This window comes from Streptomyces sp. NBC_00252, assembly GCF_036187565.1.
Taxonomy (GTDB): domain Bacteria; phylum Actinomycetota; class Actinomycetes; order Streptomycetales; family Streptomycetaceae; genus Streptomyces.
In genome coordinates this window covers 2,442,485-2,468,831 of sequence record NZ_CP108087.1, presented here as the reverse complement: position 1 = coordinate 2,468,831, position 26,347 = coordinate 2,442,485, and the positions used below count along the sequence as shown (strand labels likewise).

Annotated in this window: 22 protein-coding genes and 1 pseudogene; 6 read left to right on the top strand and 17 right to left on the bottom strand. The window is 70.5% G+C overall.

Translation table 11 applies throughout. The features are described from left to right. Positions 1 to 27: 27 nt before the first annotated feature. The 4 genes from fxsT to OHT77_RS10690 form a co-directional block, all read right to left on the bottom strand. Positions 28 to 3,012 carry an FxSxx-COOH system tetratricopeptide repeat protein gene (gene fxsT / locus OHT77_RS10705; protein ID WP_328827977.1) on the bottom strand — a complete coding sequence of 995 codons (2,985 nt, stop codon included), beginning with the start codon at positions 3,010 to 3,012 and terminating at the stop codon, positions 28 to 30. Positions 3,013 to 3,102: 90 nt separating this feature from the next. Next, positions 3,103 to 4,359, bottom strand: coding sequence for an FxsB family cyclophane-forming radical SAM/SPASM peptide maturase (locus OHT77_RS10700; RefSeq protein WP_401317356.1), 1,257 nt, complete (start codon positions 4,357 to 4,359; stop codon positions 3,103 to 3,105). A gap of 35 nt (positions 4,360 to 4,394) precedes the next feature. Further along, a complete protein-coding gene (locus OHT77_RS10695; RefSeq protein ID WP_328827975.1) occupies positions 4,395 to 4,634 on the bottom strand; it encodes a YxD-tail cyclophane-containing RiPP peptide in 240 nt (79 codons plus the stop codon). A gap of 11 nt (positions 4,635 to 4,645) precedes the next feature. Further along, positions 4,646 to 5,677 (bottom strand): hypothetical protein, encoded by a 1,032-nt coding sequence (locus tag OHT77_RS10690; protein WP_328827974.1) that lies wholly within the window; start codon positions 5,675 to 5,677, stop codon positions 4,646 to 4,648. 285 nt (positions 5,678 to 5,962) lie between these two features. On the opposite strand from OHT77_RS10690, the gene OHT77_RS10685 reads away from it, so the two are divergent. Genes OHT77_RS10685 through OHT77_RS10675 form a run of 3 tightly spaced genes read left to right on the top strand, consistent with a single transcriptional unit; the run spans position 5,963 to position 8,465 of the window. After that, positions 5,963 to 7,093, top strand: coding sequence for an ABC transporter ATP-binding protein (locus tag OHT77_RS10685; protein ID WP_328827973.1), 1,131 nt, complete (start codon positions 5,963 to 5,965; stop codon positions 7,091 to 7,093). Continuing rightward, positions 7,090 to 7,800, top strand: coding sequence for an ABC transporter permease (locus OHT77_RS10680; RefSeq protein ID WP_328827971.1), 711 nt, complete (start codon positions 7,090 to 7,092; stop codon positions 7,798 to 7,800). Before OHT77_RS10685 ends, OHT77_RS10680 begins: the two co-directional genes overlap by 4 nt. Then, a complete protein-coding gene (locus OHT77_RS10675) occupies positions 7,797 to 8,465 on the top strand; it encodes an ABC transporter permease (RefSeq protein WP_266773694.1) in 669 nt (222 codons plus the stop codon). Before OHT77_RS10680 ends, OHT77_RS10675 begins: the two co-directional genes overlap by 4 nt. Before the next feature lie 70 nt (positions 8,466 to 8,535). Here the strand turns inward: OHT77_RS10675 and OHT77_RS10670 are convergent, their stop codons facing one another. The 4 genes from OHT77_RS10670 to OHT77_RS10655 are packed head-to-tail and all read right to left on the bottom strand — an operon-like array spanning position 8,536 to position 12,594. Then, positions 8,536 to 9,135 carry a GTP-binding protein gene (locus OHT77_RS10670; RefSeq protein WP_266773696.1) on the bottom strand — a complete coding sequence of 200 codons (600 nt, stop codon included), beginning with the start codon at positions 9,133 to 9,135 and terminating at the stop codon, positions 8,536 to 8,538. Next, entirely contained in the window at positions 9,122 to 9,577 is a 456-nt protein-coding gene (locus tag OHT77_RS10665) for a DUF742 domain-containing protein (RefSeq protein ID WP_266773698.1), read from the bottom strand. Before OHT77_RS10665 ends, OHT77_RS10670 begins: the two co-directional genes overlap by 14 nt. 36 nt (positions 9,578 to 9,613) lie before the next feature. Further along, positions 9,614 to 10,090: a roadblock/LC7 domain-containing protein gene (locus OHT77_RS10660; protein WP_328827969.1), complete on the bottom strand. Its 477-nt coding sequence runs from the start codon at positions 10,088 to 10,090 to the stop codon at positions 9,614 to 9,616. Continuing rightward, entirely contained in the window at positions 10,087 to 12,594 is a 2,508-nt protein-coding gene (locus OHT77_RS10655) for a sensor histidine kinase (RefSeq protein WP_328827968.1), read from the bottom strand. Before OHT77_RS10655 ends, OHT77_RS10660 begins: the two co-directional genes overlap by 4 nt. 364 nt (positions 12,595 to 12,958) lie before the next feature. Between OHT77_RS10655 and OHT77_RS10650 the strand changes: the two genes are divergently transcribed. Beyond that, complete coding sequence (locus OHT77_RS10650) at positions 12,959 to 13,921, top strand: ABC transporter substrate-binding protein (protein ID WP_328827967.1); 963 nt, start codon at positions 12,959 to 12,961, stop codon at positions 13,919 to 13,921. 79 nt (positions 13,922 to 14,000) lie between these two features. Here OHT77_RS10650 and OHT77_RS10645 read toward each other — a convergent pair whose 3' ends face one another. The 6 genes and pseudogenes from OHT77_RS10645 to OHT77_RS10620 all read right to left on the bottom strand — a co-directional run bounded on the left by OHT77_RS10645 (position 14,001) and on the right by OHT77_RS10620 (position 21,996). After that, positions 14,001 to 15,398, bottom strand: coding sequence for a glycoside hydrolase family 43 protein (locus OHT77_RS10645; protein WP_328827966.1), 1,398 nt, complete (start codon positions 15,396 to 15,398; stop codon positions 14,001 to 14,003). Between the two features lie 388 nt (positions 15,399 to 15,786). Further along, positions 15,787 to 16,722 carry an ROK family protein gene (locus tag OHT77_RS10640; RefSeq protein WP_328827965.1) on the bottom strand — a complete coding sequence of 312 codons (936 nt, stop codon included), beginning with the start codon at positions 16,720 to 16,722 and terminating at the stop codon, positions 15,787 to 15,789. After that, the gene (locus OHT77_RS10635) at positions 16,719 to 18,380 is read right to left on the bottom strand and encodes an ABC transporter ATP-binding protein (protein WP_328827964.1); all 1,662 of its coding nucleotides are present in this window, start codon (positions 18,378 to 18,380) and stop codon (positions 16,719 to 16,721) included. The genes OHT77_RS10640 and OHT77_RS10635 overlap by 4 nt, the downstream gene beginning before the upstream one ends. Further along, positions 18,377 to 19,198 (bottom strand): annotated as a pseudogene (locus tag OHT77_RS10630) (ABC transporter permease); the annotation flags it as partial. The gene OHT77_RS10635 and the pseudogene OHT77_RS10630, both read right to left, overlap by 4 nt. Before the next feature lie 77 nt (positions 19,199 to 19,275). After that, positions 19,276 to 20,235 carry an ABC transporter permease gene (locus OHT77_RS10625; protein ID WP_328827962.1) on the bottom strand — a complete coding sequence of 320 codons (960 nt, stop codon included), beginning with the start codon at positions 20,233 to 20,235 and terminating at the stop codon, positions 19,276 to 19,278. 3 nt (positions 20,236 to 20,238) lie between these two features. Beyond that, positions 20,239 to 21,996: a peptide ABC transporter substrate-binding protein gene (locus OHT77_RS10620; RefSeq protein WP_328827960.1), complete on the bottom strand. Its 1,758-nt coding sequence runs from the start codon at positions 21,994 to 21,996 to the stop codon at positions 20,239 to 20,241. A 180-nt stretch (positions 21,997 to 22,176) separates the two neighbouring features. Between OHT77_RS10620 and OHT77_RS10615 the strand changes: the two genes are divergently transcribed. After that, a complete protein-coding gene (locus OHT77_RS10615; RefSeq protein WP_328827958.1) occupies positions 22,177 to 23,376 on the top strand; it encodes an ROK family transcriptional regulator in 1,200 nt (399 codons plus the stop codon). Between the two features lie 79 nt (positions 23,377 to 23,455). Continuing rightward, on the top strand, positions 23,456 to 24,964 hold the full coding sequence (locus OHT77_RS10610; protein ID WP_328827956.1) for a M81 family metallopeptidase: 1,509 nt from the start codon (positions 23,456 to 23,458) through the stop codon (positions 24,962 to 24,964). On the opposite strand, the gene OHT77_RS10605 is transcribed toward OHT77_RS10610, so the two are convergent. From OHT77_RS10605 to OHT77_RS10595, 3 genes are read right to left on the bottom strand one after another with little or no spacing between them, the layout of a single operon-like run. Continuing rightward, entirely contained in the window at positions 24,945 to 25,562 is a 618-nt protein-coding gene (locus OHT77_RS10605; protein WP_266773720.1) for a GTP-binding protein, read from the bottom strand. The genes OHT77_RS10610 and OHT77_RS10605 overlap by 20 nt on opposite strands. Further along, complete coding sequence (locus OHT77_RS10600) at positions 25,549 to 25,908, bottom strand: DUF742 domain-containing protein (protein ID WP_328827955.1); 360 nt, start codon at positions 25,906 to 25,908, stop codon at positions 25,549 to 25,551. The genes OHT77_RS10605 and OHT77_RS10600 overlap by 14 nt, the downstream gene beginning before the upstream one ends. A gap of 1 nt (position 25,909) precedes the next feature. Then, on the bottom strand, positions 25,910 to 26,341 hold the full coding sequence (locus tag OHT77_RS10595; protein ID WP_328827954.1) for a roadblock/LC7 domain-containing protein: 432 nt from the start codon (positions 26,339 to 26,341) through the stop codon (positions 25,910 to 25,912). Positions 26,342 to 26,347 lie beyond the last annotated feature (6 nt).

Below are 26,347 nucleotides of genomic sequence, written 5' to 3'. Positions count from 1 at the left end.
TCGGCCATGCTACTGGTCCCCTGGGGCTCATGTTGTCAACGGTTCGAAGTCCCAGTACGGCCGTTCCCTGCGGCGCACGGACAAGGTGTGCGGATGCTGGGGCCCGAGGGTGTCGGAGAGTTGCTGGAGTGCCTCGTTCTCCAGCTTGGTGGCCTCCTGGCCGCGGCGCAGCGTGCGTTGGTCACCGGCGAGGGCCGCCTTGCAGGACAGGGTCAGCGGGTGGGTCTCGCCGAGGGTGGCACGCGCCGACTCCAGGACGACACGGCTGAGGTCGGCCGCTCCTTCCTCGTCACCGGCCAGGCTCCGCGCACCGCTCGCGTTGAGCGCGGCGCCGAGTGCCCACGGGTGGGTGGGACCGACCGCGGCCCGCATCCGCGTCAGCGCCTCCTCGGCGATCCGCAGCGCCTCGTCACGCTCCCCGTACTCCCACAGCGCGAGCCCGACATTGCCCAACGTGCCTACGGCATAAGGGTGATCGGGGCCGACGAGACGGGCGTAGTCCTCGGCCACGGTCGCGGCCATCTCGCGGGCCTGCTCCAGATTGCCGTGCTCGCGGTTGAAGGTCGCGAAGTCGGCCTGCACGAGCAGCGCGTCGGGGTGGCGCGGCCCCTGCCGCTGCACGAACCGCTCGACCACGCTGCGCATCAGCGACTCGGCGCCCAGCAGATCACCGGTGCGCCGCATGCACAGCGCGAGGTTGTGCTCGGCGAACAGGGTCTGCGGGGTGAAGCGGTCCATCGCCTGCCGGTGCGCGCGGACGTTGAGCTCCTGCCGCGAGGTGGCCTCCGCGTACCGGCCGAGCAGCCGGAGCATCCAGGCGTAGAACATGCCGGAGCGCAGGGTGAGGTGGTGGCGCGGGTTCAGCAGCCGCTCGCGGATCAGCAGGATGTCGCGGTGCAGGAGGAGGGACTCCTCGTAGCGGCCGAGGAGGCTGGTGACGACGGCGAGGTTGCCGCGGTCCTGGAGGGTGCGCGGGGCCTCGGCGCCCAGGGTGTCGGAGTAGGCGTGGACGCACTCCTCGAACATCTGGTGGGCCTCGTCGTAGCGGCCCAGCGACACCAGCGTGCCGGCGAGACCGTTCTTGGCGCGCAGCAGATCGGGGTCGTCGTCGGCGCGGGTCTCCGTCAGCTGGTCCAGGACGGCACGTCCCACGGCCTCCGCCTCGCGGTAACGGCCGCTGCGGCGCAGCATGTTGGCGTGGTCGTGGGTCAGCACCAGCATGTCCCGCTCGTCGGGCTGGAGCCGGGTGCGCCAGCGGGCGACGGTCTGCTCGCACAGGCGCAGCGCGGCCCGGTTCTCGCCCCGCACCCGCATGTAGTCGATGCAGTTCAGGACGAGCTGCCGGACCACGGGCTCACGGCTGTCCAGGGCCCCGGCGGTCTCCAGGTGCGGGATCAGCTCCGCGTAACGGGTCCACTCACGCGTGTCGTTGGGCCGCCGCGGGTCGGCGCCCGCGAGCAGCGTGCAGGCGATGGTGGACAGAGCCTCGCGCCGGTCCTCGGTGAGGGTGCTGAGCAGGAAGCTGTGGTAGAGCCGGTGCATGGACACGCGGTCCACGGCCGGCTCGGCCTCCGAGGACTCGACGTAGTCCAGGCGGACCGCGGTCGACTCGGAGAGCCGGCGCAGTGCCGTGTGCCAGCGGATCGGGTCGGCGGCGAGCGCGGCCAGATGCGCGGGCAGGTCGGACGGGTGGGCGGCCTGCATCAGCCGGACCGGGATGGCGTCCGGCGAGAACAGGGCGAAGAGGTGCAGCAGTTCCACCGCTTCGGGGTTGTTCTCCTGCAGCGTGTTCAGAGTTATCGACCAACTGGTCTGGAAACCCATCGGGTAGTCCGAGGAGATCCGGATCCCGATCTGGCTGGCCTCGCCGCGCCGGATCATCGCCACGTAGTCCTTCGCGGGCATGACGTTGGCGTCCAGCCAGGCCGCCGTCTGGGCGAGCAGCAGCGGCAGGTCCTGTACGGCGTCGGCGAGATCGTCGGCCTCGTACTCGGTCAGGCGCTGCGCGCGGCGGCGGGCGTAGGCCACGCTCTCGGCGCGGCGGAAGGGCTGCACCTCGATCTCCGTGACGCTGCCCGAGGTCGCCCAGTCCTGGGTGAGGGTGGTGATCAGGACATGGCCGTTGCCCTCCGGGAGGAGGTCCTCGATCTGCTCCATGTCGTCGGCGCTGTCCAGCACGAGCAGCCAGCGGCGGAACGGCCGTCCGGTGCGCAGCGCCTCGTGCACCGCGCGGATCCGCTCGCCCAGCTCCTGCCCGACCGGCAGTTCGAGCCGGGGCGCCAGCTGGGCGAACTGCTCACGGGCCGGGGCCCGGAAGCGCGCGCCCACCCACCACACGATGTCGTAGTCGTTGCCGAACCGGTGGGCGTACTCGATCGCGATCTGGCTCTTGCCGACGCCCGAGATACCGCGCAGGGCGACCCGGGCACCGCCGCGGCCGCCCTCCTCGAAGCGGGCGTGCAGCTTCTCCAGGATGGCGTCGCGGCCGGTGAAGCGGACGTTGCGGCGCGGCACGTTCCACACGGCGGGCGGGTCGTTCGGGAAGCGCGGCGCGGTGCCGGAGACCGGGCCGGGGGAGACCGTCGCGTCCAGGTCGAGGCGGCGCAGGATACGGCGCCGGGCCTCGCGCGAGTCCAGGTCGCGCAGGTCCACCGGGCGCAGCGGGGCGGCGGTCGCGGGCAGCGCCCTCGTGGCCACGCTGACCGCGGAGAACCGGTCGACGTGCGGCGGGACCACCTCGTGCAGGGCCTGGGTCCACTCGGCGTCGGTGCGCGGGCCCAGCGAGAAGTACCAGTCGTCGAGGACCAGCAGGACCCGGCCGGGCGCCTGGAGCAGATTGCGCAGCGCCTCCGCGAGCGACATCCGGCGCGGCGGGTCCCAGCGCAGCAGGGTCGTCTCGTGCCCCAACTGCTCCAGCTGGTGGGCGATCCAGGTGGCCCACGGCCGGTTGAATCCCGCGTAGCTGATGGTGAAGTGCTCGTGGGACTCGGCGCCCTTGGACTTGTCGGTCATCCGGCCGTCTCCCCCTGCACCAAAAATAGGCAAATGAGCTGTTTTCTCGTGGTTTTACGGGTTTTCGCGTGCACGATAGTCGATGCGGACTCAGTCCTCGGGCATTACCGCGCTCAGCCGTCGGGCCGCGTGCCGCACCAGTTGTTCCAGATCCGCGCAGTAGACGGAAGGGTGCAGGAAGCCTGTTCCGGCGGAGTACCGGTGGCCGTAGTTGCCGCCGCCGCACACCCGGCCGACCGGGCACGCCCGGCACTCGTCCGCGAGCCCCTCGACCCCGAGCTGCCGGGCCACGATCCCGGGGTGGTCGAGCGCCTCGTCGAAGCTGTTGCCGAAGACGTCGAGACCGGTGGCGGTGGCCCGGTCGTAGGCCAGATTGAGGGAGTCGATCTGCTCGACCGCGCCGTCCGTGTGCACGACCACCGCGCAGGTCGGGGACAGGCCCACGGACTCGGTGGCGCTGGGGACGCCGAGCAGCAGGGCCACGATCTCGGTGAACAGCCGCACCCGCGGCTGGGTCCCGTCCGGCGGGCCGTCCCACCACAGGTCGAAGGCGGTCGAGAGCCAGTCGCCGTACGGGGTGGGGACCTGGGTGGTGTGGCGCGGCGGGCGGGCGGCCAACCCCGGTGGCGGACTGGACCAGTTGGCGTGCGGCAGCAGCAGGTCCAGGCGCGGTGGGCGCAGGGCGGCCAGCGAGGAGTACACGTCCTTCGGGTCGCTGGTGATGTCGATCGCGCACAGGATTCCGGCGTACAGCTCCGGGCGGTCCGCCAGCAGACGGGCGGCGCGGGCGGCGGCCGGCCAGGAGGAGCGGCCCGCGTGGTCGACCCGGCGGCGGTTCAGCACAGCGTTGCCACCGTCCAGGCTCAGGCCGACCCGGATGTTCGCGTCGGCCAGCCGGTCCAGGGTGCGCTCGGTGACCAGCGTGCCGTTCGTCTGCACGGTGGTCCGCAGCGCGGTGCGGGCGGGCAGCGCGGCGCGCACGGCGGCCGTGTAGGCGAGCGCGGACTCGGGGCCCGAGAGCAGCGGTTCGCCGCCGTGCAGATCGATCCGTACCTCCGACAGCCCGTGGACGACGGCGTGTTCGGCGATCCGGCGCGCGGTCTGCCGCATCACCTCGGGGCCCACCCGCGCCGGACGCTCGCGCCAACCGGCGTCCTGGCCCTGGTAGATGACGCAGTACGTGCAGTCGAGATTGCAGCGGCCGTGCACCTTGAGCACGAACTGCCGGAAGGGGTACGGCCGTTGACCCGCGCGCCGCAGCGCCGCCACATCGAGCACGGCATGCGGCCACGGCGCGAGTTCCCGGTCCCTCGCCGTCCGTAAGGTGTGCTCCGGTGCCCTGTGCACAGCGTCGCCTCCCGTCGGCCGGCGCCCTGCCGCCCCTATCGTTCTGCCCCGGGGGAGTCCTCGTGATACGCGACAAGGCCCCCGTCGGGATGGCAGGACCGGGCCAGCAGCGTCGCCAGCACCGCACCCAGCACCGGGTGGTCCACCCGCGCCCGCAGCGCGGTCAGATCGACCCCGGTGTAGTCGGGCAGTGGTCCCCGCCCCCCGTCCGGCGTGTGCACGACCGGTTCCGCCACCCCGTACTCCTGCACGTCGTAGCGCGCCAAGTCCGACACCCTGCACTCCTCTACGTCGTCGCCCCGAGCGCGGTCATGCGCTCGAACGTGGACCGGGCCTGCGGCCCCTGTGCCGCACCGGCGCGCTGCCACAGCTCCCAGGCCGCCCGGTACGACGTCAACGCCCGCACCGGCCCGGCCGTCCGCTCCAGCACCGCGCCCCGCTGATGGTGCGCCTGCGCCGCGAGCAGCGGCTCACCCGCCCGCAGCGCGCTGCGCACCCCGTGGTGGTACGACTCCGCCGCCAGATCCAGCCACTCCGGCGCCCCGGTCGCCCCGGCCAGCGTCAGCAGCACCTCGCCGCGCTCCAGCCAGGCCAGCGCCGCCGTACGGTCCGCCCGGGCGCCGCGGGCCGCGCGGGCGAGAATCCACTCGGCCTCGTGCAGATCGGTCGCTGCGCCGCCCGCCGTGTGGTGCCGGTGCAGCGCCCGGCCGAACAGCAACTGCCGCTCCGCCAGCCGCAGTTCACCGCCCGCCGTCAGGGCCAGCGCCGCGCGCAGTTCCCGTACCGCCTCGGCGGCCACCTCCAGCCCGCCGCCGCTGTCGGCACGAGCGAGCAGTACCTCGCCCCGGCCCGCCAGCAGTTCGGCCCGCACCGGGTCGTCGCGCTGCACCAGACCCTGCGCCTGCGCGAACACCCGGTCGGCGGCGTCGAGTTCGGCCGGGTCGGCGGTGTACCGGTACCGGGCGCCGTGCGCCTCGGCGAGCCTGCGCAGCGCCAGCACCCGCAGATCCGGGCTCACGTCCCGGACGTCCTCGACCGCCTCGTGCAGCGCCTCCAGCACCCCGGTCGCCCCGCTGTCGGCCGCCGCCACCGCCCGCGCCTCGGCCAGGTCGAGCAAGGCCCGGCAGCGTACGGCGGAGGGCGTGCCCGCGTCGCCGGTGAGCCGCACCCCGCGCTCCAGGTCGGCCGCCGCCCGCAGGGCCAGCGTCCGCGCCTCCTCGGCCGAGTCACGGCCGCGCGCGTCCCCGGCGAGGGCCAGCAGCCGGCGTCCCCGGGCGAGCACGGCGGCGTCGGAGGAGGACGTACCGCCGTTCGTCACGTCGCGCTCCTCGTCATCGGACGGTCGGATGCGTGCGTATGCGGTCGAGAAAGATCGAGTGGGATCAAGAAGTGCCGGCAACCATCGGTCACCGTCCATGACAGTACGCGGCTACCGACCGGTCAACAGCGCTTTCCGGCCGCCGAGTACCGACCATGACCGGTCATCCCGAGGCGGATCCCGCCAAGTTCCCGCAACACTCGCGGTCTAGACTCTGCCCCCAGTGGCCTGCGACCGTGGCCGAGAACGGGCAGATTCTGCCAAACCCGAAGGGTATTCGGCGTTTTGATACGGATAGATTCAGTCACCAAGCGGTACCCGGACGGCACGGTGGCGGTCGACCAACTGTCCTTGGACATACCGGACCGCTCGATCACCGTCCTCGTCGGCCCCTCGGGCTGCGGCAAGACGACCACCCTGCGCATGATCAACCGGATGATCGACCCCACCGAGGGCACGATCTCCCTGGACGGCGCGGACATCACCAAGCAGCCGGTCAACACGCTGCGCCGGTCGATGGGTTACGTCATCCAGAACGCCGGGCTCTTCCAGCACCGGACGATCGTCGACAACATAGCGACGGTGCCCCGCATGCTCGGCTGGGGCAAGGAGAAGGCCAGGGCGCGGGCCACCGAACTCATGGAGCGGGTGGGCCTCGACGCCGCCCTCGCCAAGCGGTACCCGTACCAGCTCTCCGGCGGCCAGCAGCAGCGCGTCGGCGTCGCCCGCGCCCTGGCCGCCGACCCGCCCGTCCTCCTCATGGACGAGCCCTTCTCGGCCGTCGACCCCGTGGTCCGCAAGGGACTGCAGGACGAACTCCTGCGCCTCCAGGACGAGTTGGGCAAGACGATCGTCTTCGTCACCCACGACATCGACGAGGCCATCAAGCTCGGCACGATGGTCGCGGTCCTGCGCACCGGCGGCAAACTGGCCCAGTTCGCCCCGCCCGCCGAACTGCTCTCCGACCCGGCGGACGCCTTCGTCGAGGACTTCCTCGGCACCGACCGCGGCATCCGCCGCCTCTCCTTCTTCTCCTCGGCGGGCCTCGACCTCAAGACCTCCCCGATCGTCGCCGTCGACTCCACCGCCGAGCAGATCGCGGAACGCACCACCCCCGACGCGCCCTACCTCCTCGTCACCGACCTGGACGGCAGGCCGCTCGGCTGGAGCGAACCCGGCACCCTCGTCGCGGGCCAGATCGACACCGATCGACTCCTCGCCCACGGCCGCCCGTTCGAGGCCGGCAAGGACTCGCTGCGGGCCGCGCTGGACGGCGCGGTGCTGTCGCCGACCGGATGGGCGGTCGGCGTCGACGGGACCGGTCGCGTGGTCGGGGTCGTGTCGCAGGGCGCCGTGGGCGAGGCGATCCGGAAGGCGCACGCGGCGGGTCGCAGCGGCGCGAAGGTCGCCGGATGAACGACTGGTTCCGCATCCCCAGCGATCTCCAGAACAGCTACCTCGGTCTGATCGGACTGCATCTGCGCGAGGCCGTCATCCCGGTCCTCGTCGGACTGGTGGTCGCGCTGCCCATCGCCCAACTCTGCGTGCGGCTGCGCTGGTTGTACCCGCCGGTGCTGTGGGTGACGACCGTCCTCTACGCGATCCCCTCGCTGGCCTTCTTCGTCGTCCTCATCGACTACACCGGCCAGACCGAGACCACCGTGATGATCCCGCTCGGCGTCTACAGCCTCGTGGTGTTCGTCCCGGCGATCGTGGACGGCGTCCGCTCGGTGCCCCAGGAGACCCTGGACGCGGCCACCGCGATGGGCCTCGGGCCCGTACGCCGCTATCTCCAGGTGCAGTTGCCCATCGCCGTGCCCGCGATCATCGCCGGACTTCGGGTCGCGACCGTCTCCAGCATCTCCCTCGTCAGCGTCGGCATGCTGATCGGCAACCAGGGCGCCCTCGGCAACCTGCTCAACGACGGTCAGATCTACCACCAGCCACGCCTGATCTGGCTCTCCGTGATCACCACGGCCGTCCTCGCCATCGTCGTGGACGCCGCCCTGGTCGCCGTACGCCTGCTCCTCACGCCCTGGATGCCCCGCGGCACCCGCAAGGCCCGTACCGCCGAGGACCGGCCCGAACCGGCCGAGCCCGCACTGGAGGACGCAGTCCGGTGAACGTACTCCACTTCATCAACGCCTTCTTCAGCGACAGCAGCCACTGGCACGGCTACGACGGCATCCCCACCCGGCTGCGCGAACACGTCCAGTACTCGCTGATCGCGCTCGCCATCGCCGCCGCCATCGGGCTGCCCGTCGGCCTGGTGACCGGCCACACCGGCCGGGGCGGCAACACCCTCGCGCTCATCGCCACCGCCGCCCGCGCCCTGCCCAGCTTCGGCCTGCTGGTGCTGATGTTCGTGCTGATCGGCTTCGGCCTGGTCCCGGTGATGATCCCGCTGGTCGTCCTCGCCGTACCGCCGATCCTCGTCACCACGTACGAGGCGATGCGGTCCGTGGACCCGTCCCCGGTCGACGCGGCCCGCGGGATGGGCATGAACGAGGCGAACATCCTCGTCCAGGTGGAACTCCCGGTCGCCCTCCCGCTGATCCTCAGCGGCCTGCGCTCGGCCGCCATCCAGATCGTCTCCACGGCCACCATCGCGGCCTACGTCAGCCTCGGCGGCCTCGGCCGCTACATCATCGACGGCCTCTACCAGAAGAACTACGAGAAGGTCGTCGGCGGCGCCACCCTCGTCGCCGGCATGGCCCTCGTGACCCTGGGCCTGTTCTGGGGCATCGCACGGCTCGCGGTGTCACCGGGGGTCCGCAGGAGCAACTGAACAACCGCGTACACAAAGGGAGATGGGGGAAGGTCGCCACGACCTTCCCCCATCTCCCTTTCTGCAAGCGTCAGTTCTGTGTGCGCGCCAGCGCCAGTTCCAGCACGACCAGCAACGCGTCCCGCACCGAGCCGCGTTCACGGGCGTCGAAGGCCAGGACCGGGACGCGTTCGTTGACGTCCAGGGCCCAGCGGACCTCGTCGAGGGAGTGCTCGATCTTGCCGTCGAAGGCGTTCAGGGCGACCGCGAACGGGATCTGCCGGTGCTCGAAGTAGTCCACGGCCGCGTAGCAGTCGTCGAGCCTGCGGGTGTCGACGATGACGAGACCGCCGACCGCGCCCTCCACGATGTCGTCCCACATGAAGCCGAACCGGTCCTGCCCGGGCGTACCGAACAGATACAGCTTCAGCGTCGGGTCGATGGTGATGCAGCCGAAGTCCATCGCGACCGTGGTGGTGGTCTTGCGCGGGGTGTGGGACAGGTCGTCCACGCCCGCCGCGACCTCGGTGATGGCGGCCTCGGTGGTCAGCGGCTCGATCTCGGAGATCGCGCCCACGGTGGTGGTCTTGCCCACGCCGAAGCCGCCCGCGACGACCATCTTGACCGGCAGCGGCGGTCGTACGACGGTCTGGGCAGCCGCACCGCGGGCGACCGGTTCAGTCGGTGTCACGGAGTACTCCCCGGGAGTTGGGGATGGCGCGGAGGCCATCGATGACCCTTCGCAGGACGGTTGCGTCATGGGTGATGTCGGAGTTGGGCACGTGCACCGTCAACTGCCCGGCCGCCCGCAGGTCCTCGGCGAGGACCCGCACCACGTTCAGGTGCAGCCGCAGCCGGGCCGCGATCTCCGCGAGGGACTGCGGCTGCCGGCAGGCGGCGACGATGTCGTGCTGCTCGAAGGAGAGCCGGTCGAGCACCTCAAGCCCGGCGGCCGTGGCCACCACCTGGGTCTCGACCGGGATCGGCCGCCCGGAGTCGGCCGCTCCGGCGCCCGCCACCCGGCCGGCGGTCACCAGGAACGGCCGTACGGCGGAAGGCGTGCGCACCGGATCGCGACCCGGGGGTGTGGCCCCGTCCGCGCCGGCACCGCTCGGAGTGCGGCCGTCGGGCATGAGTGGCTGTTCCTCTCTCGACCGGTCGGGGACCGGTCACCGAGCCGAAGTCGCGCCGACGCTGTTCTTCAGCTGGAGCACCAGCTGCGGGTTGAGCGCGGAACCGGCACGGTTGGCGAACAGCGTCATCTCGTAGGCGATGTTGCCGAGCTTGGCCTCCTTGTCGGTGACGACGCCGAGGACGGCGCCGCTGCCGATCGCGGAGACGAGGACGTGGCCGCCCTCCAGGTCGATGATGACCTTGTTCAGGCCGCCCAGACCGTAGTTGCCGGAGGCCCCGGCGGCCAGGCTGGTGATGCCGGAGACGATGGCCGCGAGCCGCTCCGAGTGGGCGTGCTCACGCAGTTCGGCCACGGCGATCAGCAGACCGTCGGACGACACCGCGATGGCGTCGACGACACCCGCGGTCTCCGTCGCGAAACGGTGGAGCAGCCAGTTGAAATCGGCCGCGGCTGCCTGCAGATCGGCCGGCGTGGTGCCTCCCGTGGGAGTTTCACCTGTCGACGTACTCACTGCTCCGCTCCTTTCGGGAGGTGGTTCCGGTCGTGCGGGTGGTCCCCGTCCGGCGCGCGCAGGCCCGTGAGGGTGTCGCTGTCGCGATGCGCTTGCTCCACGGCGGCCTCGAACTCCTCGAGGGCCGAGCGGACGGCGTCCGCGTCGGCGGGCCGTGGGGCCTGCCGGGCGGCCTGCTGGGCGGCGTCGTCGGCGCCCGTACGAAGGGTGGCCCCCCGGACCCGCCGCCGCAGCGGGCGGGAGCCCCCTGCCACGCTGTCGGGACCGTCGGCGGACTCGTCCACCGGGGAGTGCGGGGGAGCCGGCTCCCCTACGGCGCCGGCCTGGGCCGTGTCGTAGCGGGAGACCCGGCGGGGCAGCGGGGCGGGCTCGTCGGCGCGCATGTGCTCCTGGGCGACCGGCTCGGGCGTGCTCAGGGTGATCGACGGGCGGGGCCCGGAGTCCGAGGTGGCCCAGGACGGTGCCGGACGGTGGTCGTGGTTCGCGACGGGAGGCGGCTCGATGGGCAGGGGCGCGGGGGGAGTTGACCCCGCTCCGGACCCCAACTCGGTGTGACCGCCGCTTGCCGCGCCGGTGGAGGCCAGCGCGCTCATGCGCAGCAGCAGCGTCGCCGGGATCGTGATCTCGGCGGTCACACCGCCGCCCGGGGTGCGGGCGAGCGTGACGTCGATGTCCCAGCGGCGGGCGAGCGTACCGACCACGAACAGGCCCAGCACCTTCGTCGGCACCAGGTCGAGACGCTCACGGCGGATCAGCCGCGCGTTCTCCTCGGCGATCCGCTCGGCGCTCATCCCGAGACCGTGGTCGGCGACCACGATCAGCGCGTCGTCGCCGTCGGTCCGTACGACCACCTCGACGGGGCTGCCCGCGGGCGAGAACGAGACCGCGTTCTCCAGGAGTTCGGCCACCATCAGCGTGAGGTCGCCGATGATGTCGGGCTCCACCATGATCTCGGTGTCGGCCCGCAGACCCACCCGCTGGAAGCCCTCGATCTGCCCGAGCGCGGCCCGCACGACGTTGGTGAGCTCGGTGGGTCCGCCGTCCAGCACGGTCTCGCGGATGCCCGCGAGCAGCATCAGGCTGTCCGCGTTGCGGCGCAGGCGGACGGCGATGTGGTCGATGGAGTACAGCCGCTCGAGCAGCGCCGGGTCGGTCTCGCCGCGCTCCACCGCGTCGATCAGGGCGAGCTGACGGGTCGTCAGGTTGCTGACGCGGCGGCCGACGTTGCCGAACATCTCGGCGACGTTGCGGCGGCTGATCACCTGACGGGCCAGCAGCGCGGCGGCCGTGGTCTGCACATGGTTGAACGCCTCGGCGAGGTCGCCGATCTCGTCCTTCGCGGTGACCGGCATGTCCCGCAGCAGCGGCGGCCCGTCGTCCTCGGCGTCGTCGTCGGCGACGCGGGCCAGCTCACGGCCCGCGACCTCGGCGACCTGCTTGGCGGCACCGGTGAGGGCCTGCACCGGGCGGACCACCGAGCGGCGCACGACCACCACGAAGAAGAGCCACAGCGCGAAGCCGATCAGCGCGAGGTTCAGCAGCAGTCCGGCACGCCAGGACGCGGAGCTGGACGCGCTGTCGGCGCGGCTCGCGATCTGGCCGATCAGCGAGTTGGTGATCTTCAGCCGGCTCGCGGCCTGCTGCGGATAGGCGGGGTAGTCGCTCATGGCGTCCGCGAAGGCCTTGCGGACGGCGCCCGGCGTCGACGCCTGCAGCCCACTGGGGTCGACCTGCAGCTCGGCGTAGGCCTCGGCGATCAGCCGCTGCGCCGGAGTGTGCTCGATGCCGGAGAGCTGGTCGGCCTGGTCCTCGGTGGCGAACCGGGCGAACCTGGCCGCCTGGTACGTGTAGAGGTCGTAGGAGCCCACCGCGTTGGTGAACTCGATCAGCGCGTTGCTGTCACCGGTCGTCGCCGAGAACACGCTGGTCTCGAACGAGCTGTGGGCGGCATCGGCCCGCAGTACGGAGTCCAGCAGGTTGCCGGTGAAGGTGGTGGAGAGGTTCGCGTTGTGCTCGAGGTCGAGGCCGTCGATCAGGCTGTCGGAGGCGCTGGTGTACGCCGGGTCGATGTTGTCGGCGGGCAGATAGCTCTGCTCGACGGTGTCGCGCAGGGTCTCCAGGCCGTTGATCTCCCGGAGCGCCTGGGCCTCGTTGGCCGGGAGCCGGTCGCCGAAGGTGTCGCGCACCTTTTCGACCTGGGCGTCCACGGCCTTCTGGGCCGACCGGTAGGCGCTCTGCGAGGGGGTGCCGCCGTCGTTGGTGGCCTCGAAGCGCACGGAGAGCAGGATGGCCTGCTGATGCTCCGCCTCCACGAGGTTCACCAGCTTGGCGACCTGCCCGCTGTCGCGGACCAGCTGTGCCGCGTCGCTCGCATCCGTCGACTGCCCGACCTCATCGGCGATGAGATACGCCAGCAGCGCCGCGACCACCGCGAGCGGTACGCCGACCAGCAGATTGAGCTTGCGCCTGAAGGGCCAACGGTCTGCGAAGCCCCGTATGGACACCAGGCCTCCTTCGTGGGGTGTTGTCACGGTACGCGCAGCGACGCGTGTGACTGTTTTTGATCGAAGCGGCCCCCGCACACCGCTGTGACCGACGCCAACTCCGGGGAGACTACCGCCTCTTTGAACGATCAAGGGCGTCGCCCTACGTCAAGAATCAATTACAAAGCGCCCGTGTTCGTGACCGGTCTGTTTACGTTGCCTTCACAATTGGGCACTCATTGAGGCCAATCGGTGACCAGACTTCTCTTGACTGACCAAGAACCGGCTGGATTGGATCAGCGGAGTGCGGTGTTCACGCCCCGCGCGTGGACGCCACAGCCATGCCTGCACGCCTGTGCCAACATCCGAGCCCGGAACGGGAATTGTGACTTCAAAAGCGAAGAACAGCTGGTCCAGTACTAGGTACCCCGGCGCGGCCGCCATCGCGCTCGCCGCGACGGCTGCGCTGGTCACGGGATGTGGTTCGTCCTCCGACAGCAAGTCCGACGACCCGCTCTCGGGCGGTAAGGCCAGCGGCGACACCGTCGTCGTCGGCTCCAACAACTTCGCCGAGAGCAACCTGCTCGCCGACATCTACGGCGAGGCGCTCAAGGCCAAGGGCGTCAAGGTCACTTACAAGCCGAACATCGGCAGCCGCGAGACGAGCTACGGCCTGCTCAAGAACGGCTCCGTCACGGTGCTGCCCGAGTACAACGGCGCCCTGCTGGCCTACCTCGACCCGAAGGCGACCCCGACGACCGTCGCCGCCACCACGGCCGCGATCAACGCCAAGCTCGACACCAAGCTGACCCTGCTGGACGCCGCGGCCGCGGAGGACAAGGACACGGTCACGCTCAACGCCGAGACCGCGAAGAAGTACCACCTCACGTCCAGCTCCAGCATCGGTGACCTCAAGGACATCGCGAAGGACCTGGCCATCGGCGCCTCGCCGGAGTTCCAGACCCGGCAGCAGGGCCTCGTCGGCCTGAAGTCCGTCTACGGCCTGGAGTTCAAGTCCTTCAAGGCGCTGGACGCGGGTGGCACGCTGACCGCCGCCGCGCTGAAGAAGAACACCGTCCAGGCGGCGGACCTCTTCAGCACGGACCCGACCATCGCCAAGGAGAAGCACGTCACGCTCCAGGACCCGAAGAGGCTCTTCGGGTTCGAGAACGTGCAGCCCCTCGTCTACAAGAGCGGCCTCTCCGCCGCCGGTGTGGCCGCCCTGAACGCGGTCTCCGCGAAGCTCGACACGGCGACCCTGCTGGACCTCGACACCCAGGTCCAGTCCGGGAACAAGGACCCGCTGGACGTGGCGAAGGCCTGGCTGAAGACGGCCGGCCTGGACTAGGAACGCTCCGGCCGACGCGGGTGCCTCCGTTTCTCCGGGAGGCACCCGCGTCGTGCTGCGCGGGTCCGGCGACCGGCCCTCAGTACCCGACGCGGAAGGTCGCGTCCTGCCGGTCCGTCGCCGTCGGGACCGGGTCGATGCGCAGGACGTAGTTCGAGTGCCGGATGTAGCGGGTCGGGTTGTTGTACGACCGGAACGACGCCCAGGTCGAGTCCGCGAGCCCGGCCGTCCGGTAGAACGTGGCGTCCCCGGCGAACGTCGACGTGCCGTCGTTCACGTCGAGTTGGAGCGCGTAGTCGTAGTGCCGCAGATAGCGGGTCGGGTAGTTCACCGACTGGAAGGACACCCCGGCCGGGTCCGCGAGACCCGGGACCAGCGTCCACTGCGAGTCGGTGTACGGGTCGAAGGCGTACTCGTCGATCCGTCCGACGAAGTTCGCGTGGCGGACGTAACGGGCCGGATAGTTGTAGGACTTGAGCCGGTTCCAGGCCGGAGTGCCCCACTTCGCAAGGAGGTTGGTGTACTCGGCCGCGGTGATCGGCTGGATGCCGCAGTGCTTGGAGTTGAGCGGCTGCGTGTAGAGCTTCTGGTCGACGGCGGTCCAGGTGCCGGCGGCGAGGCTGCTGGTCTGCCAGGCATAGAAGACGCCGTTCGGATCCCAGGTGTCTCCATAGAGGTACCAAGTACCGTTCGAGTTAAGGGACTTGACCAACTCCGGTGCCTCGGTGCCGTTGTGTGAGACCGCCGTGCTGAACTCGGTGAAGCTGCCCGGGTCCAGTGACGTGGACTTCGCGCCGACCAGCGTCGAATTCTTCTTGAAGTAGAGGTAGTTGACCCCGTTCACGCCGACGGCGATGTCGCCGTCGATGACGTCGTACCCGGGGTCGAAGAACACCTGCGGATCACCGGCGGTCACGAAGTCGCTGGTGTAGTTGACCATGATGACGTTGTGGCCGCTGGAGTTGACGGCCGAGTAGATCACGCCGTACTTCCCGCGCCCCGCGTCCCAGAACGACTCGGGTGCCCAGGCGTGGGTGTTCATGTCGTGCAGCTTCATCCGCCGGTAGCCGGTGAAGGTGCGCAGGTCGGTGGAGTCCCAGACGTGGATGTACTGGCTGACGTACGACCAGTCGGTGCCGTTGAGGTCCGTGGCGAGGGCGACGAATGTGCCGTCCTGCTTGCGCAGGATGAAGGGGTCGCGCAGGCCGAGGGAGCCTGCCGTGGGGGTGGCGACGGGGGCGTTCTGGTTGAGCGGGGTCCACTCCAGCCCGTCGGGGCTGACGGCCAGGTGCAGACCGTAGTTGGCGCCCAGGAACGTCGGCGACTCGGTGAAGTAGCACATGACGTAAGCCGAGTTGGCGGCTGCCTGGGCGCTGCCCGCGCCGAGCGTGAGCGCGCCGGTGGCCGCGAGGGGAACGGTCGCGGCCATGCCGAGGAACAGGCGGCGGGACGGGTGGGGGAGCGGAGGGACGGCCATGTGTTCTCCAGGGGTACGTGCGGCCCGATAGTCCTGCGTGGCTGTGCCTGTTCGATCTTTCGTGTCTGATATATCGAACGTGGTTCGGCAAGCCGATCAGAAGGTAAGGAGGGGGCGCGTGCACGTCAATCACACGGTCGGGCTTGGCCGATTCCCGCCGTTCACGTAGGCGCGCGCTGAGTGCCTGCTGTGTGGATCGGGGTGCGGAGGTGGGGGTGGATCGGTGTGGCGGAGGGTGTGGATCGGCGCGGGATCTGCGCGCGGACCGGCGTGCGGACCGGCATCAGGACCAGCGTGGGGATCAACGCCCTGCGCACCGCACAAGCCTGCGCCCCTGCACCTCGCAAGCCCCCGGCCCTTATCCCTCACAGGCCCGCGCCCCCGCCCCTCACACCCCCGCGCCCACCCCGAGTTCCGCCCGCGCCCGGGCCGCTGCCCCGACCGCCACCGCGTCCCCGCCCAGCAGCGCCGGCAGCACCCGCACCGGGTGACCGCTCACCGGCGGTTCCAGGGCCAGCGTCTCGCGCACGCCCGACTCGACCAGGTCCCAGGCCCGGGCGACACCCCCGCCGATCACGCACGTCGTGACATCGAGCAGCCCCGCCGTGATCAGCAGCGCACGGGCCACACCGCGACCCAGCGCCGCGTACACGGCCTGCGCGTCCGGGTCGCCCGCCCTGGCCGCCCCGGCGACCTCACGGGCCGTCCGCTCGCGCCCCGTCCGCTCCCCGTACCGCGCCGCGACCGACCGCCCCGACGCCAGCGTCTCCAGGTGTCCCCGGCCGCCGCAGGTGCAGGGCAGTTCGCCGAATCCGGGTACGTGCCCGATCTCGCCCGCCGCCCCGCGCGGCCCGTCGTGCAGGGCGCCATCCAGCCACAGCGCGCCGCCCACGCCGGTGCCGAGCGTCATCCCGAGCACGTTCGCCTCACCGGCGACCGCGCCCCGCGCGACCTCGCCGCGCAGGAACGCGTTCACGTCGTTGTCGAGGAACGCCGGTACGTCGAGGGCCTGTTGGACGGCGGCCGTCACCTCGAACCCGGCCCAGTCGCGGAAGGAGTCGCTCGCCACGAGGATCCGTCCGGCCCGCGCGTCCACGACCCCGGCCGCCCCGACCCCTACCCCGGCCAACCGTGCGTCGGGCCTGCGGTCGAGCAGTGGCCGTAGCGCGGAGAGCGCCGCGTCGAGCATCGCGGCGCCGCCCTCGCTCGCCGGCGTCGGTATCTCCGCCCGGTCCAGGACGTCGAGCCGGGGCGTGCACAGCACGACCTGGGTGGTCGTGCCGCCGATGTCGACGCCGGCGACCACCTGGAGAGGGTCGCTCACGCGCCCGCCCCCGTCCCGAGCGCCAACCGGCGTTCCCTGCGCTCCCGTTGGAGGACCGGATCGGGCACGGGCACGGCGGCGATGAGCCGGCGCGTGTACGCGGTTTCCGGGTGCAGCAGCGTGCTCATCGTCGGCCCCTGTTCCTCGACCCGGCCGTTCCGCATCACGACGACCCGCCCTGCGAACTGCTGCACCACGGCCAGGTCGTGCGACACGAAGAGGCACGCGAACCCGAGTTCCGCCTGCAGTTCGGCGATCACCTCCAGCACGGTCTGCTGCACGCTCACGTCCAGCGCGCTCGTCGGCTCGTCCGCGACCAGCAGCCGCGGTGCGAGGACCAGCGCCCGGGCGAGACTCACCCGCTGCCGCTGCCCACCGGACAGCTCACGCGGCCCGCGCCGCGCCAACTCCTTCGGCAGCCGCACCCGTTCGAGCACCTCGGCGACCAGCTCGCGCCGTTCGGCGGCCCCCATCCCGCGCCGGTGCACGCGCAACGGCTCGGCCACACACTCCGCGACACTCATCCGCGCGTCCAGCGAGGCCACCGGATCCTGCAGCACCACACCGACCCCGGCCAACAGGGTCCGCCGGGCCCGCCCCCGCGCCTTGCGCAGATCGGCCCCGAAGAGCGAGACGCCGCCCGACTCCGGCGCGACGAGTCCGAGAGCGACCCGAGCCGCGGTCGACTTCCCCGACCCGGACTCCCCGACGAGGCCCACGGTCTCACCGGCCCGCACGGTCAGGGACACCTCCTCCAGCGCCCGTACGGCACGGGGGCCTCGCCCGAACTGCACGCTGACATCCCGGAGTTCGACAACCGGAGCCGTCTCGTCGGACTCACTTTCCCGGACGACGGCATCCACCGACTCGCTCACCGCCAGCCGGGGCACGGCGGCCAACAACCGCCGCGTGTACTCATGGGTGGGCCGCAACAGCACGTCCTCCACCGACCCCGTCTCCACGACCTCCCCTTCCAGCATCACGGCGACCCGGTCGGCGAAGTCGGCGACGACCCCCATGTTGTGCGTGACGAGCAGTACGCCGGTCCCGGAGTCGGCGGCCAACGCCCGCAGCAGATCGAGGATTTCGGCCTGCACGGTGACGTCGAGCGCGGTGGTCGGTTCGTCGGCGACCAGCAGCCCGGGCGAGTTGGCGATGGCCATGGCGATGACGACCCGCTGCCGCTGCCCACCGGACAACTGGAACGGAAACGCGGAGGCCCGCCGCTCGGGCTCGGGAATCCCGACCCTGCGCAACAACGCGACGGCCTCGGCGGCGGCCTCCTGCCGGGACACGTCCCGGTGATTGCGTACGACTTCCGCTATCTGCTTGCCTATTCGGGTCAGCGGATCGAGTGCGGTGGCCGGCTCCTGGAACACCATCGAGGCCGTACGCCCGCGCAGCCGCGCGAGTTGGGCCTCGCCGGCCCCCACGACATCCGTGCCGCCGACCGAAACGCCGCCGGACGCACGGGCGTTGCCGGGCAGCAACCCGAGCGCGGCAAGCGCCACGGTCGACTTCCCGGACCCGGACTCCCCGACGAGGGCGAGGGTCTCCCCGGGCTCCACCCGCAACGACACCCCGCGCACGGCGGGCACATCACCGCTCTCGGTGGAGAAGGTGACGCCCAGGTTCTCTATCTCCAGGATGCTGTTCATCCCCGTCCCTTCACGTCGAAGGCGTCACGAAGCCCGTCACCGATCGCGTTGAACGCACACACGACGAGGATGATCGCGAGACCCGGCGGAACGATCAGCCACCAGCGCCCCGAGTAGGCGGCCGTCAGCCCGGCCGAGAGCATCCCGCCCCAGTCGGTCGCCGGCGGCTGAACTCCCAGCCCCAGATAGGACACATAGGCGACGAGCAGAATCGCGTCGGCGACCTGGAAGGTGGCCGCCACGACGATGGTCGACACCGAGTTCGGCAGGATGTGCCGGGTGATGGCCCGGCTGTGCGACCCCCCGATGGCACGCAGCGTCAGCACGTAGTCCCGGCTCTTCAAGGTCAACGTCTCCGCCCGCACCAACCGCGAGGGCACCAGCCAGGACACCAGCCCCAGAATCAGGATCAGCCCCCCGGTGTCCGGCGTGGTGATGGCGGACACGACCAGCAGGATGAAGAGGGCGGGAATGGCGATCCCCGCGTCCACGACCCGCATCATCACGGCATCGACCCACCCGCCCGCATACCCGGCGACCGCGCCCCACAGGGTCCCGATCACCGTGGCGAGCACCCCGGCCGCGAGCCCGACGAGCAACGACACCTTCCCGCCGTACATGAGCCGCCCGACCTCGTCGTGCCCCACGGCATCGGTACCGAGCCAATGGGCCCCGCTGGGCCGGAGATTGACCTGCGTGAGGTCGGTATGGATCTGATCGGTGGAGTAGAGAAAAGGCCCAACGAAGCAGAACAGGAAGAAGAGGGCGACGACTACGAGCCCGGCCACGGCAAGCTTGTTGCGCGCGAAGCGGGCAATGAGGGGCGCGGGGCTGTGTCGATCTGCGGCTCCGCCGCGGGGCGCGCGCAGCCCCCACCGGCCGGCACTCTGAACACTCATGCCCGACCAGCCTTCACTCGGGGATCCACGATCCGCTGAACGACATCGGCAAGCAGCGTCCCCACCACCGTCGCCACGGAGATGACCAGGACGCATCCGAGGAGCACCGGGTAGTCAGAAGACTGGGCCGCACTCCAGAACAACAGCCCCATCCCCGGGTAGTTGAACAGCTGCTCGACCACCAGCGCCCCGCCGAACAGCACCGGCACGTAATACCCCAACATCGCGATCACCGGCGTCAACGAGTTCCGGAACACATGCTTGAAAAGAACCGCCCGCTGCCGGGAACCCCCCGCCCGAGCCGTACGGACGTAGTCCTCGGAGAGGTTCTCCAACGTCGAGGCCCGCATGTACCGACTGAACACGGCGACCATGGAAGCCGCCCCGGTGACGACAGGCAGTACCAACGCCACGGGATCCGCGAAGACTTGGGCGACGGTGTCCCCCTGCGGCGCCTGCGAGGGAAACCACCGCAGCAGCTGCGTGAAGACGAGCACCAGCACAAGTCCCAAGAAGTACACGGGAGTCGAGTACGCCACGAAGCTGAGCGTGGTGATGACGTAGTCGGCCGGCTTGTTCCGCCGCACCGCCTGCCACATGCCCAGCGGAATGGCGAGCACCAGCCCGACCACCGCCGACAACACGGTCAACACCAGTGTCTTCGGGAGCCGTTGCTCGATGAGCTGCGACACCGCCTCGTTCAGGGTGTATGACGTGCCGAGGTCACCGTGCAGCAACTGCCGCAGGTAGTACAGGTACTGCACGGGCAACGGACGGTCGAGACCCTGGTCGTGGTTGAACAGCGTGATCTGCTGGGGTGTGGCCTGCGGGCCGAGAATCCCGCGCGCGGGACCCCCGGGCAGTGCGTGCAGCAGACCGAACACCACGACCGTCACGATGAGGATGACGACCAGCGCCTGGGCGATCCGCCGGGTCAGATACAGGAGGGTGTCCATGCCTCAGCTGGTCCACTTCCACTGGGCCGGGTGGAAGTTGGCGAGCGGGTCCTGCGAGAAGCCGCCGAGACCGCTCTTGACCACGGAGATCTGGTAGTCGGGCTCCGGCAGCCAGATCACCGGCAGATCCTTGGCGAGGGCCGCGCTGTAGTCCTGGATCGCCTGGGTCGAACTCGACGTCGTGGACGCGGAGATGAGCTTGTCGACGTCCGCGTTGGAGTAGTTGCCGAAGTTCGCGCCGCCCTTGGACTGGAACAGGGAGTCGCCGGTCGGGAAGGCCGGGAAGTACCAGCTGCCCGCCGTGCCGAAGAAGGACAGCTGCCACTTGCAGATCGACTGCGAGGCCGTGCACTGCGGGGTCTGCGACAGCACGGAGTTGACCGGCGCGGTCTTGATGGAGAACTTGATCCCGGTCTTCGCCAGCGAGGACTGGATCGCGCTCATCATGTTGTCGGTCACCGTCGAACCGGACTGCGACAGCACCTGCATCTGGAACTTGGTGCCCTTGGCGACCCCTTCACCGCACTGTGAGGCGCCGGTGCCGGGGCTGGTGCAGGTCATGACCCCGCCCTGCTCGGTCCAACCGTGACCGCTGAGCAGGGACTTGGCGGCCGAGGTGGAGAACGGGTACGGGTCGGACTTCTGCGTGGCCGACAGGAACGACGACGTCTGCGCCTGCGGGATCGGCCCGTATCCGGGGACCGCCGTGCCGTTGAAGATGACCTTCGACAGACCGGCCTGGTCGATGGAGCGCTGGACGGCCTGCCGGGCGTAGAGCTGCTTGAACACGGCGCCCATGGAAGGGTTGTTGAAGTTGTACGGCATGTAGGTGATCGCCCAGCCCGACCACGGCTTCACCGTGTAGCCCTGGGCGGTGAAGCTCGCCTTCTGGTCGAGGTCGGTCGCCTCGATGTAGCCGTAGTCGACGCTCCCGGAGCGCAGCGCGTTCTTCTCCGCGTCCGCCGTCGTGAAGGGGAGGAGGTTCACGGTGGGGATGCCGGGCTTCTCGCCGCCGTCGTACTTCGCGTTGGCGGCGAGGACGACCTTGCCGGCCGTGGAGAAGGACTTGACGGCGTAGGGGCCGCTGATCGTCTTCCACAGGGCGTTCGTGGCATAGCCGTTGATGTTCTTGGCCGCGTCGTTGAGGTACGTCCAGTCCTTCTTGGCGTCCCCGGCCTTGTCCCACACGTGCTGGGGGAGCGGGGTGATGGAACTCAGCTCGTTGGCCAGCATCCACTGCGGGTTGTAGGCCTTGTCGAACGTGATCGTGAAGTGGGCGGCGTCGACGGCCTTGAACGACGTCCAGTTGTCCGGCGCCTTGCCCGGGTTGTAGCCCGCCCACTGCGCCTTGTTCGCCTTGATGAGGTCGAACCAGAACTTCACGTCGGTGGAGGTGATCGGCTTCCCGTCGCTCCAGTGCCGGTCGCCGAGGGTGACCGTGACGCTCTTGTCGTCGGCCGCGAAGTCGGCGGCGGTCGCCACCGAGCCCTTCTTGTTCCAGCCCATGGTCCCGGTCGAGCCGTCGTAGGCGATGAGCGGCTCCCACAGCGAGTTCGCGATGGAGATGTTGTTGGTGTTGAGGTGGGCCGCGGTGCCGATCGGCAGGATCCAGTTCGGGGTGAAGTTCGCGGGCAGCGCGTAGTCGATCGAGTCGTGGGACCCGGACGACGACGTGCCGCTCGACCCTGAACAGCCCGCGAGCAGCAGCGTGGCCGTGGTCAGGGAGGCACCTGCGAGGAGTCTCGAGCGAACAGGGGACATGGTTCTCCTCGGAAAAAGAGGGGCGGAGGCGGGAGTGAGGACAGTCAACGACCCCTGCCGTCGAAGAAACAGGCGTGCGGCTGTAAAAAGCCTGTTACTGCCGTTCTGAAAAAAGCCGCCAGGGCATGTGGGTGACTTACGCTCGTCGCCTCGATCGCCGATCCGGAAGTAACTTCCTTCATGCCTGAAAAAAGTGCGCACCGCCGGAAGAGCACCTCGGGCGTCTCCTCACTGGCCGAGCACGTCCTCGAACTCCTCGCCTCGGGCCAGGCCGCGACCCGCACCGAACTCGCCGAACTCCTCGGCGCCGCCCCCTCGACGATCTCCCTCGCCGTGGGCCAGCTGGTCTCCCTGGGCCTGGTCGCCGAACACGGCACCCGCTCCTCCACCGGCGGCCGCCCGCGCAAGGTGCTCCGGCTGGGCGGCAGCGACGGCTTCGCGGTCGCGGCGGAACTGGGCGGCAAGCACGCGCACGTCGGGGTGGTACTCCCCGGCGGCGGCCTGACCGACGTCTCGACCGTGCCGTTCCCCACGGCCGAGGGTCCGGAGGCAGCGCTACCCGGCCTGGCCGACACCCTTCAGGGCCTCGCCGAGCGCCGCGGGCCGGAACTGCTGCGCGGGGTCGGACTCTCACTGCCCGGCCCGGTCGACGTCACGAACGGCGTCGTCACCCTCCCGTCCCGCATGCCCGGCTGGAACCGCTTCCCCGTCCGGGCCTGGCTGGAGGACCGCTTCGCCGTCCCGGCGGCCATCGAGAACGACGCCAACTGCATGGCCGTGGGCGAGCACACCGTGCAGCCCGCCGACCGACGCCAGTCGATCATGGTCAAGACGGGCACGGCGATCGGCGCGGGCGTCATCGCCGACGGCCGTCTCTACCGCGGCGGCACCGGCGCGGCGGGCGAGATCACCCACGTCCGGGTCGAGGCCGCCCACGACATCCCGTGCTCCTGCGGCAACACCGGCTGTCTGGAGACCGTCGCCTCCGGCGCCGCCCTGGTCCGCATCCTGCGCGGCCTCGGCCTCGACGTGACCTCCACCGAGGACGTCGTACGCCTCGCCACCGACTCCCACCCCGAGGCGACCCGAGCGGTCCGCCAGGCCGGCCGCTACCTCGGCCAGGTCCTCGCGGCCAATGTCAACTTCTTCAACCCCGACGCGGTGTACCTGGGCGGCATCCTCTCCACCCTGGAACCCTTCGTCGCCGCCGTCCGCAGCCAACTCTACGAAGGCTGCCACCCCTTGGTCACCGAACACCTGATCATCGAACGAGCAAGCCTGGGCGCAGACGCAGGCCTGGTGGGCGCAGGCCAATTCGCCCTACAGAGAGCCCTGGCACAAGCCCTCCAAACGGTCACGGACCAATCGACGACACGGTGATGCCCTGCTTTTCAGGGGCGCGGGGAACTGCGCGACCAGCCCCCGCGCACCCGCACCCGACACACAACCTGGAGCCCCCATGCCAAAACCCCGCCCCACCATCGCCATCGCCGGCCTGGGCATCGAATCCTCGACCTTCTCCCCAGCCCGCACCAACGCCCCCGCCTTCCACCCCCACCGAGGCCCAGAAGTCCTCACCCGCTACCCCTTCCTGGCCCCCGGCACCCCCCTCAGGGAATCAGCGACCTGGCAGGGCGCCCTCGTGGGCAAGGCCCTCCCCGGCGGCACGGTAACCGCAGCCGCATTCACCGAACTCACCGACGAACTCCTCACCCGACTAGCAGAGTTGGGCCCGGTAGACGGCCTCTGGTACGACATCCACGGCGCGATGACAGTGGAGGGAATGGACGACGCCGAATCCCTCCTCCTCACCCGCATCCGGGAAACCGTGGGCCCGACCACCCTGATCTCCACCTCGATGGACCTCCACGGCAACGTCTCCCGCGACCTGGTCCACCAGAGCGACCTGATCACCTGCTACCGCATGGCCCCGCACGAAGACGCCATGGACACCAAGGAACGCGCCGCCCGCAACCTCGTGGACCTCCTGACACGCGGCGCCCCCCGCCCGGTCAAGGCCTGGATCCCGGTCCCCGTCCTGCTCGCGGGCGAACAGACCTCCACCCGCATCGAACCGGCGAAGAGTGTCTACGCGGCCGCAGCGGACGTGGAAGCGACCGAGGGCGTCACCGACGCCGCGATCTGGGTCGGCTACGCCTGGGCGGACGAGCCCCGCAACCGAGCCGCGGTCGTGGTGACCGGCCCGTCGGAACCCCAAGTCCGGGCCGGCGCCGAACAGTTGGCCCGAGGCTTCTGGGAGGCACGGCACGACTTCGAGTTCGTCGCCCCCACCGGCACCCTGGCCGACTGCCTGGACGAGGCCCTCGCCTCCACCGCCCGCCCGTACTTCATCAGCGACACCGGCGACAACCCCACCGCGGGCGGCGCGGGCGACGTCACCTGGGGCCTCCAACAGGTCCTGGAACGCCCGGAGTTCAAGGACGAGAGCGGCCCTACGGTCATCTACGCGTCGCTCCCGGGCCCGGCAGCCGTGGAAACGGCCGTAGAAGCGGGAGTCGGCGCCACCGTCACCGTCACAGCCGGCGCCGAGGTCGACGACCGCCACGCGGGCCCGCTCACCCTCACCGGAGTCGTGCACTCGATCCGGCACGGCGACCGGGACGCGGAGACCGAGGTCGTCCTCAGGGTCGGCAGCGTGCACGTGATCCTGACCCGGCTGAGGAAGCCGTACCACCACGAACACGACTTCACCGACCTGGAGTTGGACCCGCGCTCCGCCGATCTCGTGCTCGTCAAGATCGGCTATCTCGAACCCGAACTCTTCGCCATGGCCGCCGACTGGAAGATGGCCCTCACGCCGGGCGGGGTGGACCAGGACCTCGAACGGCTCGGCCATCACCGCATCCGCCGGCCCATGTTCCCCTTCGACCGGGACATGCCTGACCCGGACCTCACCGCCCGGGTCATCGCCCCCTCGGACGAACCGCTCAGCGGGCCGGACGAGTGAGCTTGCCGCCGCCCCCGTCCTCGATGGCGGCGGCGATCAACTGGTCGAGCAGTGCGATCAGTACGTTCCGGCACGAGTCGCGCTCACGCGCGTCGCAGAGCAGCACCCGGACGTCCTCCGGGAGGGCCAGCGCCTCGCGCACCGCCTCCGCGGGGTACGGGTGCTCGCCGTAGAAGCCGTTCACGCCCACCACGAACGGGATGCCCCGGCGCTCGAAGAAGTCGACGGCCGCGAAGCTGGACTTCGGGCGCCGGACGTCGATCAGGACGACCGCGCCGAGGGCGCCGAGGGCGAGGTCGTTCCACATGAACCAGAAGCGCTGCTGGCCCGGGGTGCCGAACAGGTAGAGCACCAGGTCCTGGCCGATGGTGATGCGGCCGAAGTCCAGGGCCACGGTGGTGGCCCGCTTCTCCTCGATGCCGTCGAGGTCGTCGACGGCGAGGCCCGCCACGGTCAGCGGCTCCTCGGTGCGCAGCGGGGCGATCTCGCTCACCGAACCGACCATGGTGGTCTTGCCGACGCCGAAGCCCCCCGCGATCAGGATCTTGACCGTCTCGGGCGGCGCGGGGGCCGGAGCGATGGTGTCAGAGCCGGTCAAGGCCCTCCCTCACTTTCTGCAGCAGGTCCAGGTCCGGGCTGGTACGGGAGACCGGGTGCGGCGGCCGGGCCGTGATCAGGCCCGCCTCCAGCAGATCGCAGAGCATGATCACTACCACGCTCACCGGAAGGTCGACAAGAGCGGCGACCTCCGCCACCGCCAGCGGCTCGGCGCACAGCCGCAGGATGCGGGACTGCTCCGGCTGCGGCCGGGGCGCACGCGCGGGCGCCGGCTCGACCGCGGTCACCGTCGTGATGAGGGTGAAATCGGCGCGGCTGGGCCGGGTTCTGCCACCGGTCAGCGTGAACGGCCGTACGAGCCGTCCCGCCGCGTCGCCACCGCTCACCTCACTCGCCGGAGCCGGTGGCGGGGCCGACGCCCGCCCGCGGCGCGGCGCTGAGATGCTCGCCGATCTTCTTCACCAGCATGTTCATCTGGTACGCCACGACACCGACGTCCGCGCCGGGACCGGTCAGCACGACCAGGTGGGCGCCGGGGCCCGCCGAGGTGAGGATCAGATAGCTGTTCGCCATCTCGATCAGCGCCTGGCGCACCGGGCCGCCCCGGAAGTCCATGCTGACCCCCTTGCTGAGGCTCATCAGCCCGGACGCGGTGGCCGCGAGCCGCTCGGCGTCGTCACGCAGGAACCCGGTGGACTTGCTGACGACCAGGCCGTCCTCGGACAGCACGACGGCCTGGTTCACCTCGGCCACCCGGTCCACGAGTCCGGTGAGCAACTGGTCGAGCTGGGTGTGCGTGGCGGGGACGGGACGTGTCATGGCGGA

Coding starts and splice junctions, on each gene's coding strand:
- fxsT (WP_328827977.1), bottom strand. CDS start 3,012: ATGACCGACAAGTCCAAGGGCGCCGAGTCCCACGAGCACTTCACCATC.
- OHT77_RS10680 (WP_328827971.1), top strand. CDS start 7,090: ATGAACGACTGGTTCCGCATCCCCAGCGATCTCCAGAACAGCTACCTC.
- OHT77_RS10665 (WP_266773698.1), bottom strand. CDS start 9,577: ATGCCCGACGGCCGCACTCCGAGCGGTGCCGGCGCGGACGGGGCCACA.
- OHT77_RS10645 (WP_328827966.1), bottom strand. CDS start 15,398: ATGGCCGTCCCTCCGCTCCCCCACCCGTCCCGCCGCCTGTTCCTCGGC.
- OHT77_RS10635 (WP_328827964.1), bottom strand. CDS start 18,380: ATGAACAGCATCCTGGAGATAGAGAACCTGGGCGTCACCTTCTCCACC.
- OHT77_RS10625 (WP_328827962.1), bottom strand. CDS start 20,235: ATGGACACCCTCCTGTATCTGACCCGGCGGATCGCCCAGGCGCTGGTC.
- OHT77_RS10620 (WP_328827960.1), bottom strand. CDS start 21,996: ATGTCCCCTGTTCGCTCGAGACTCCTCGCAGGTGCCTCCCTGACCACG.
- OHT77_RS10615 (WP_328827958.1), top strand. CDS start 22,177: ATGCCTGAAAAAAGTGCGCACCGCCGGAAGAGCACCTCGGGCGTCTCC.
- OHT77_RS10610 (WP_328827956.1), top strand. CDS start 23,456: ATGCCAAAACCCCGCCCCACCATCGCCATCGCCGGCCTGGGCATCGAA.
- OHT77_RS10595 (WP_328827954.1), bottom strand. CDS start 26,341: ATGACACGTCCCGTCCCCGCCACGCACACCCAGCTCGACCAGTTGCTC.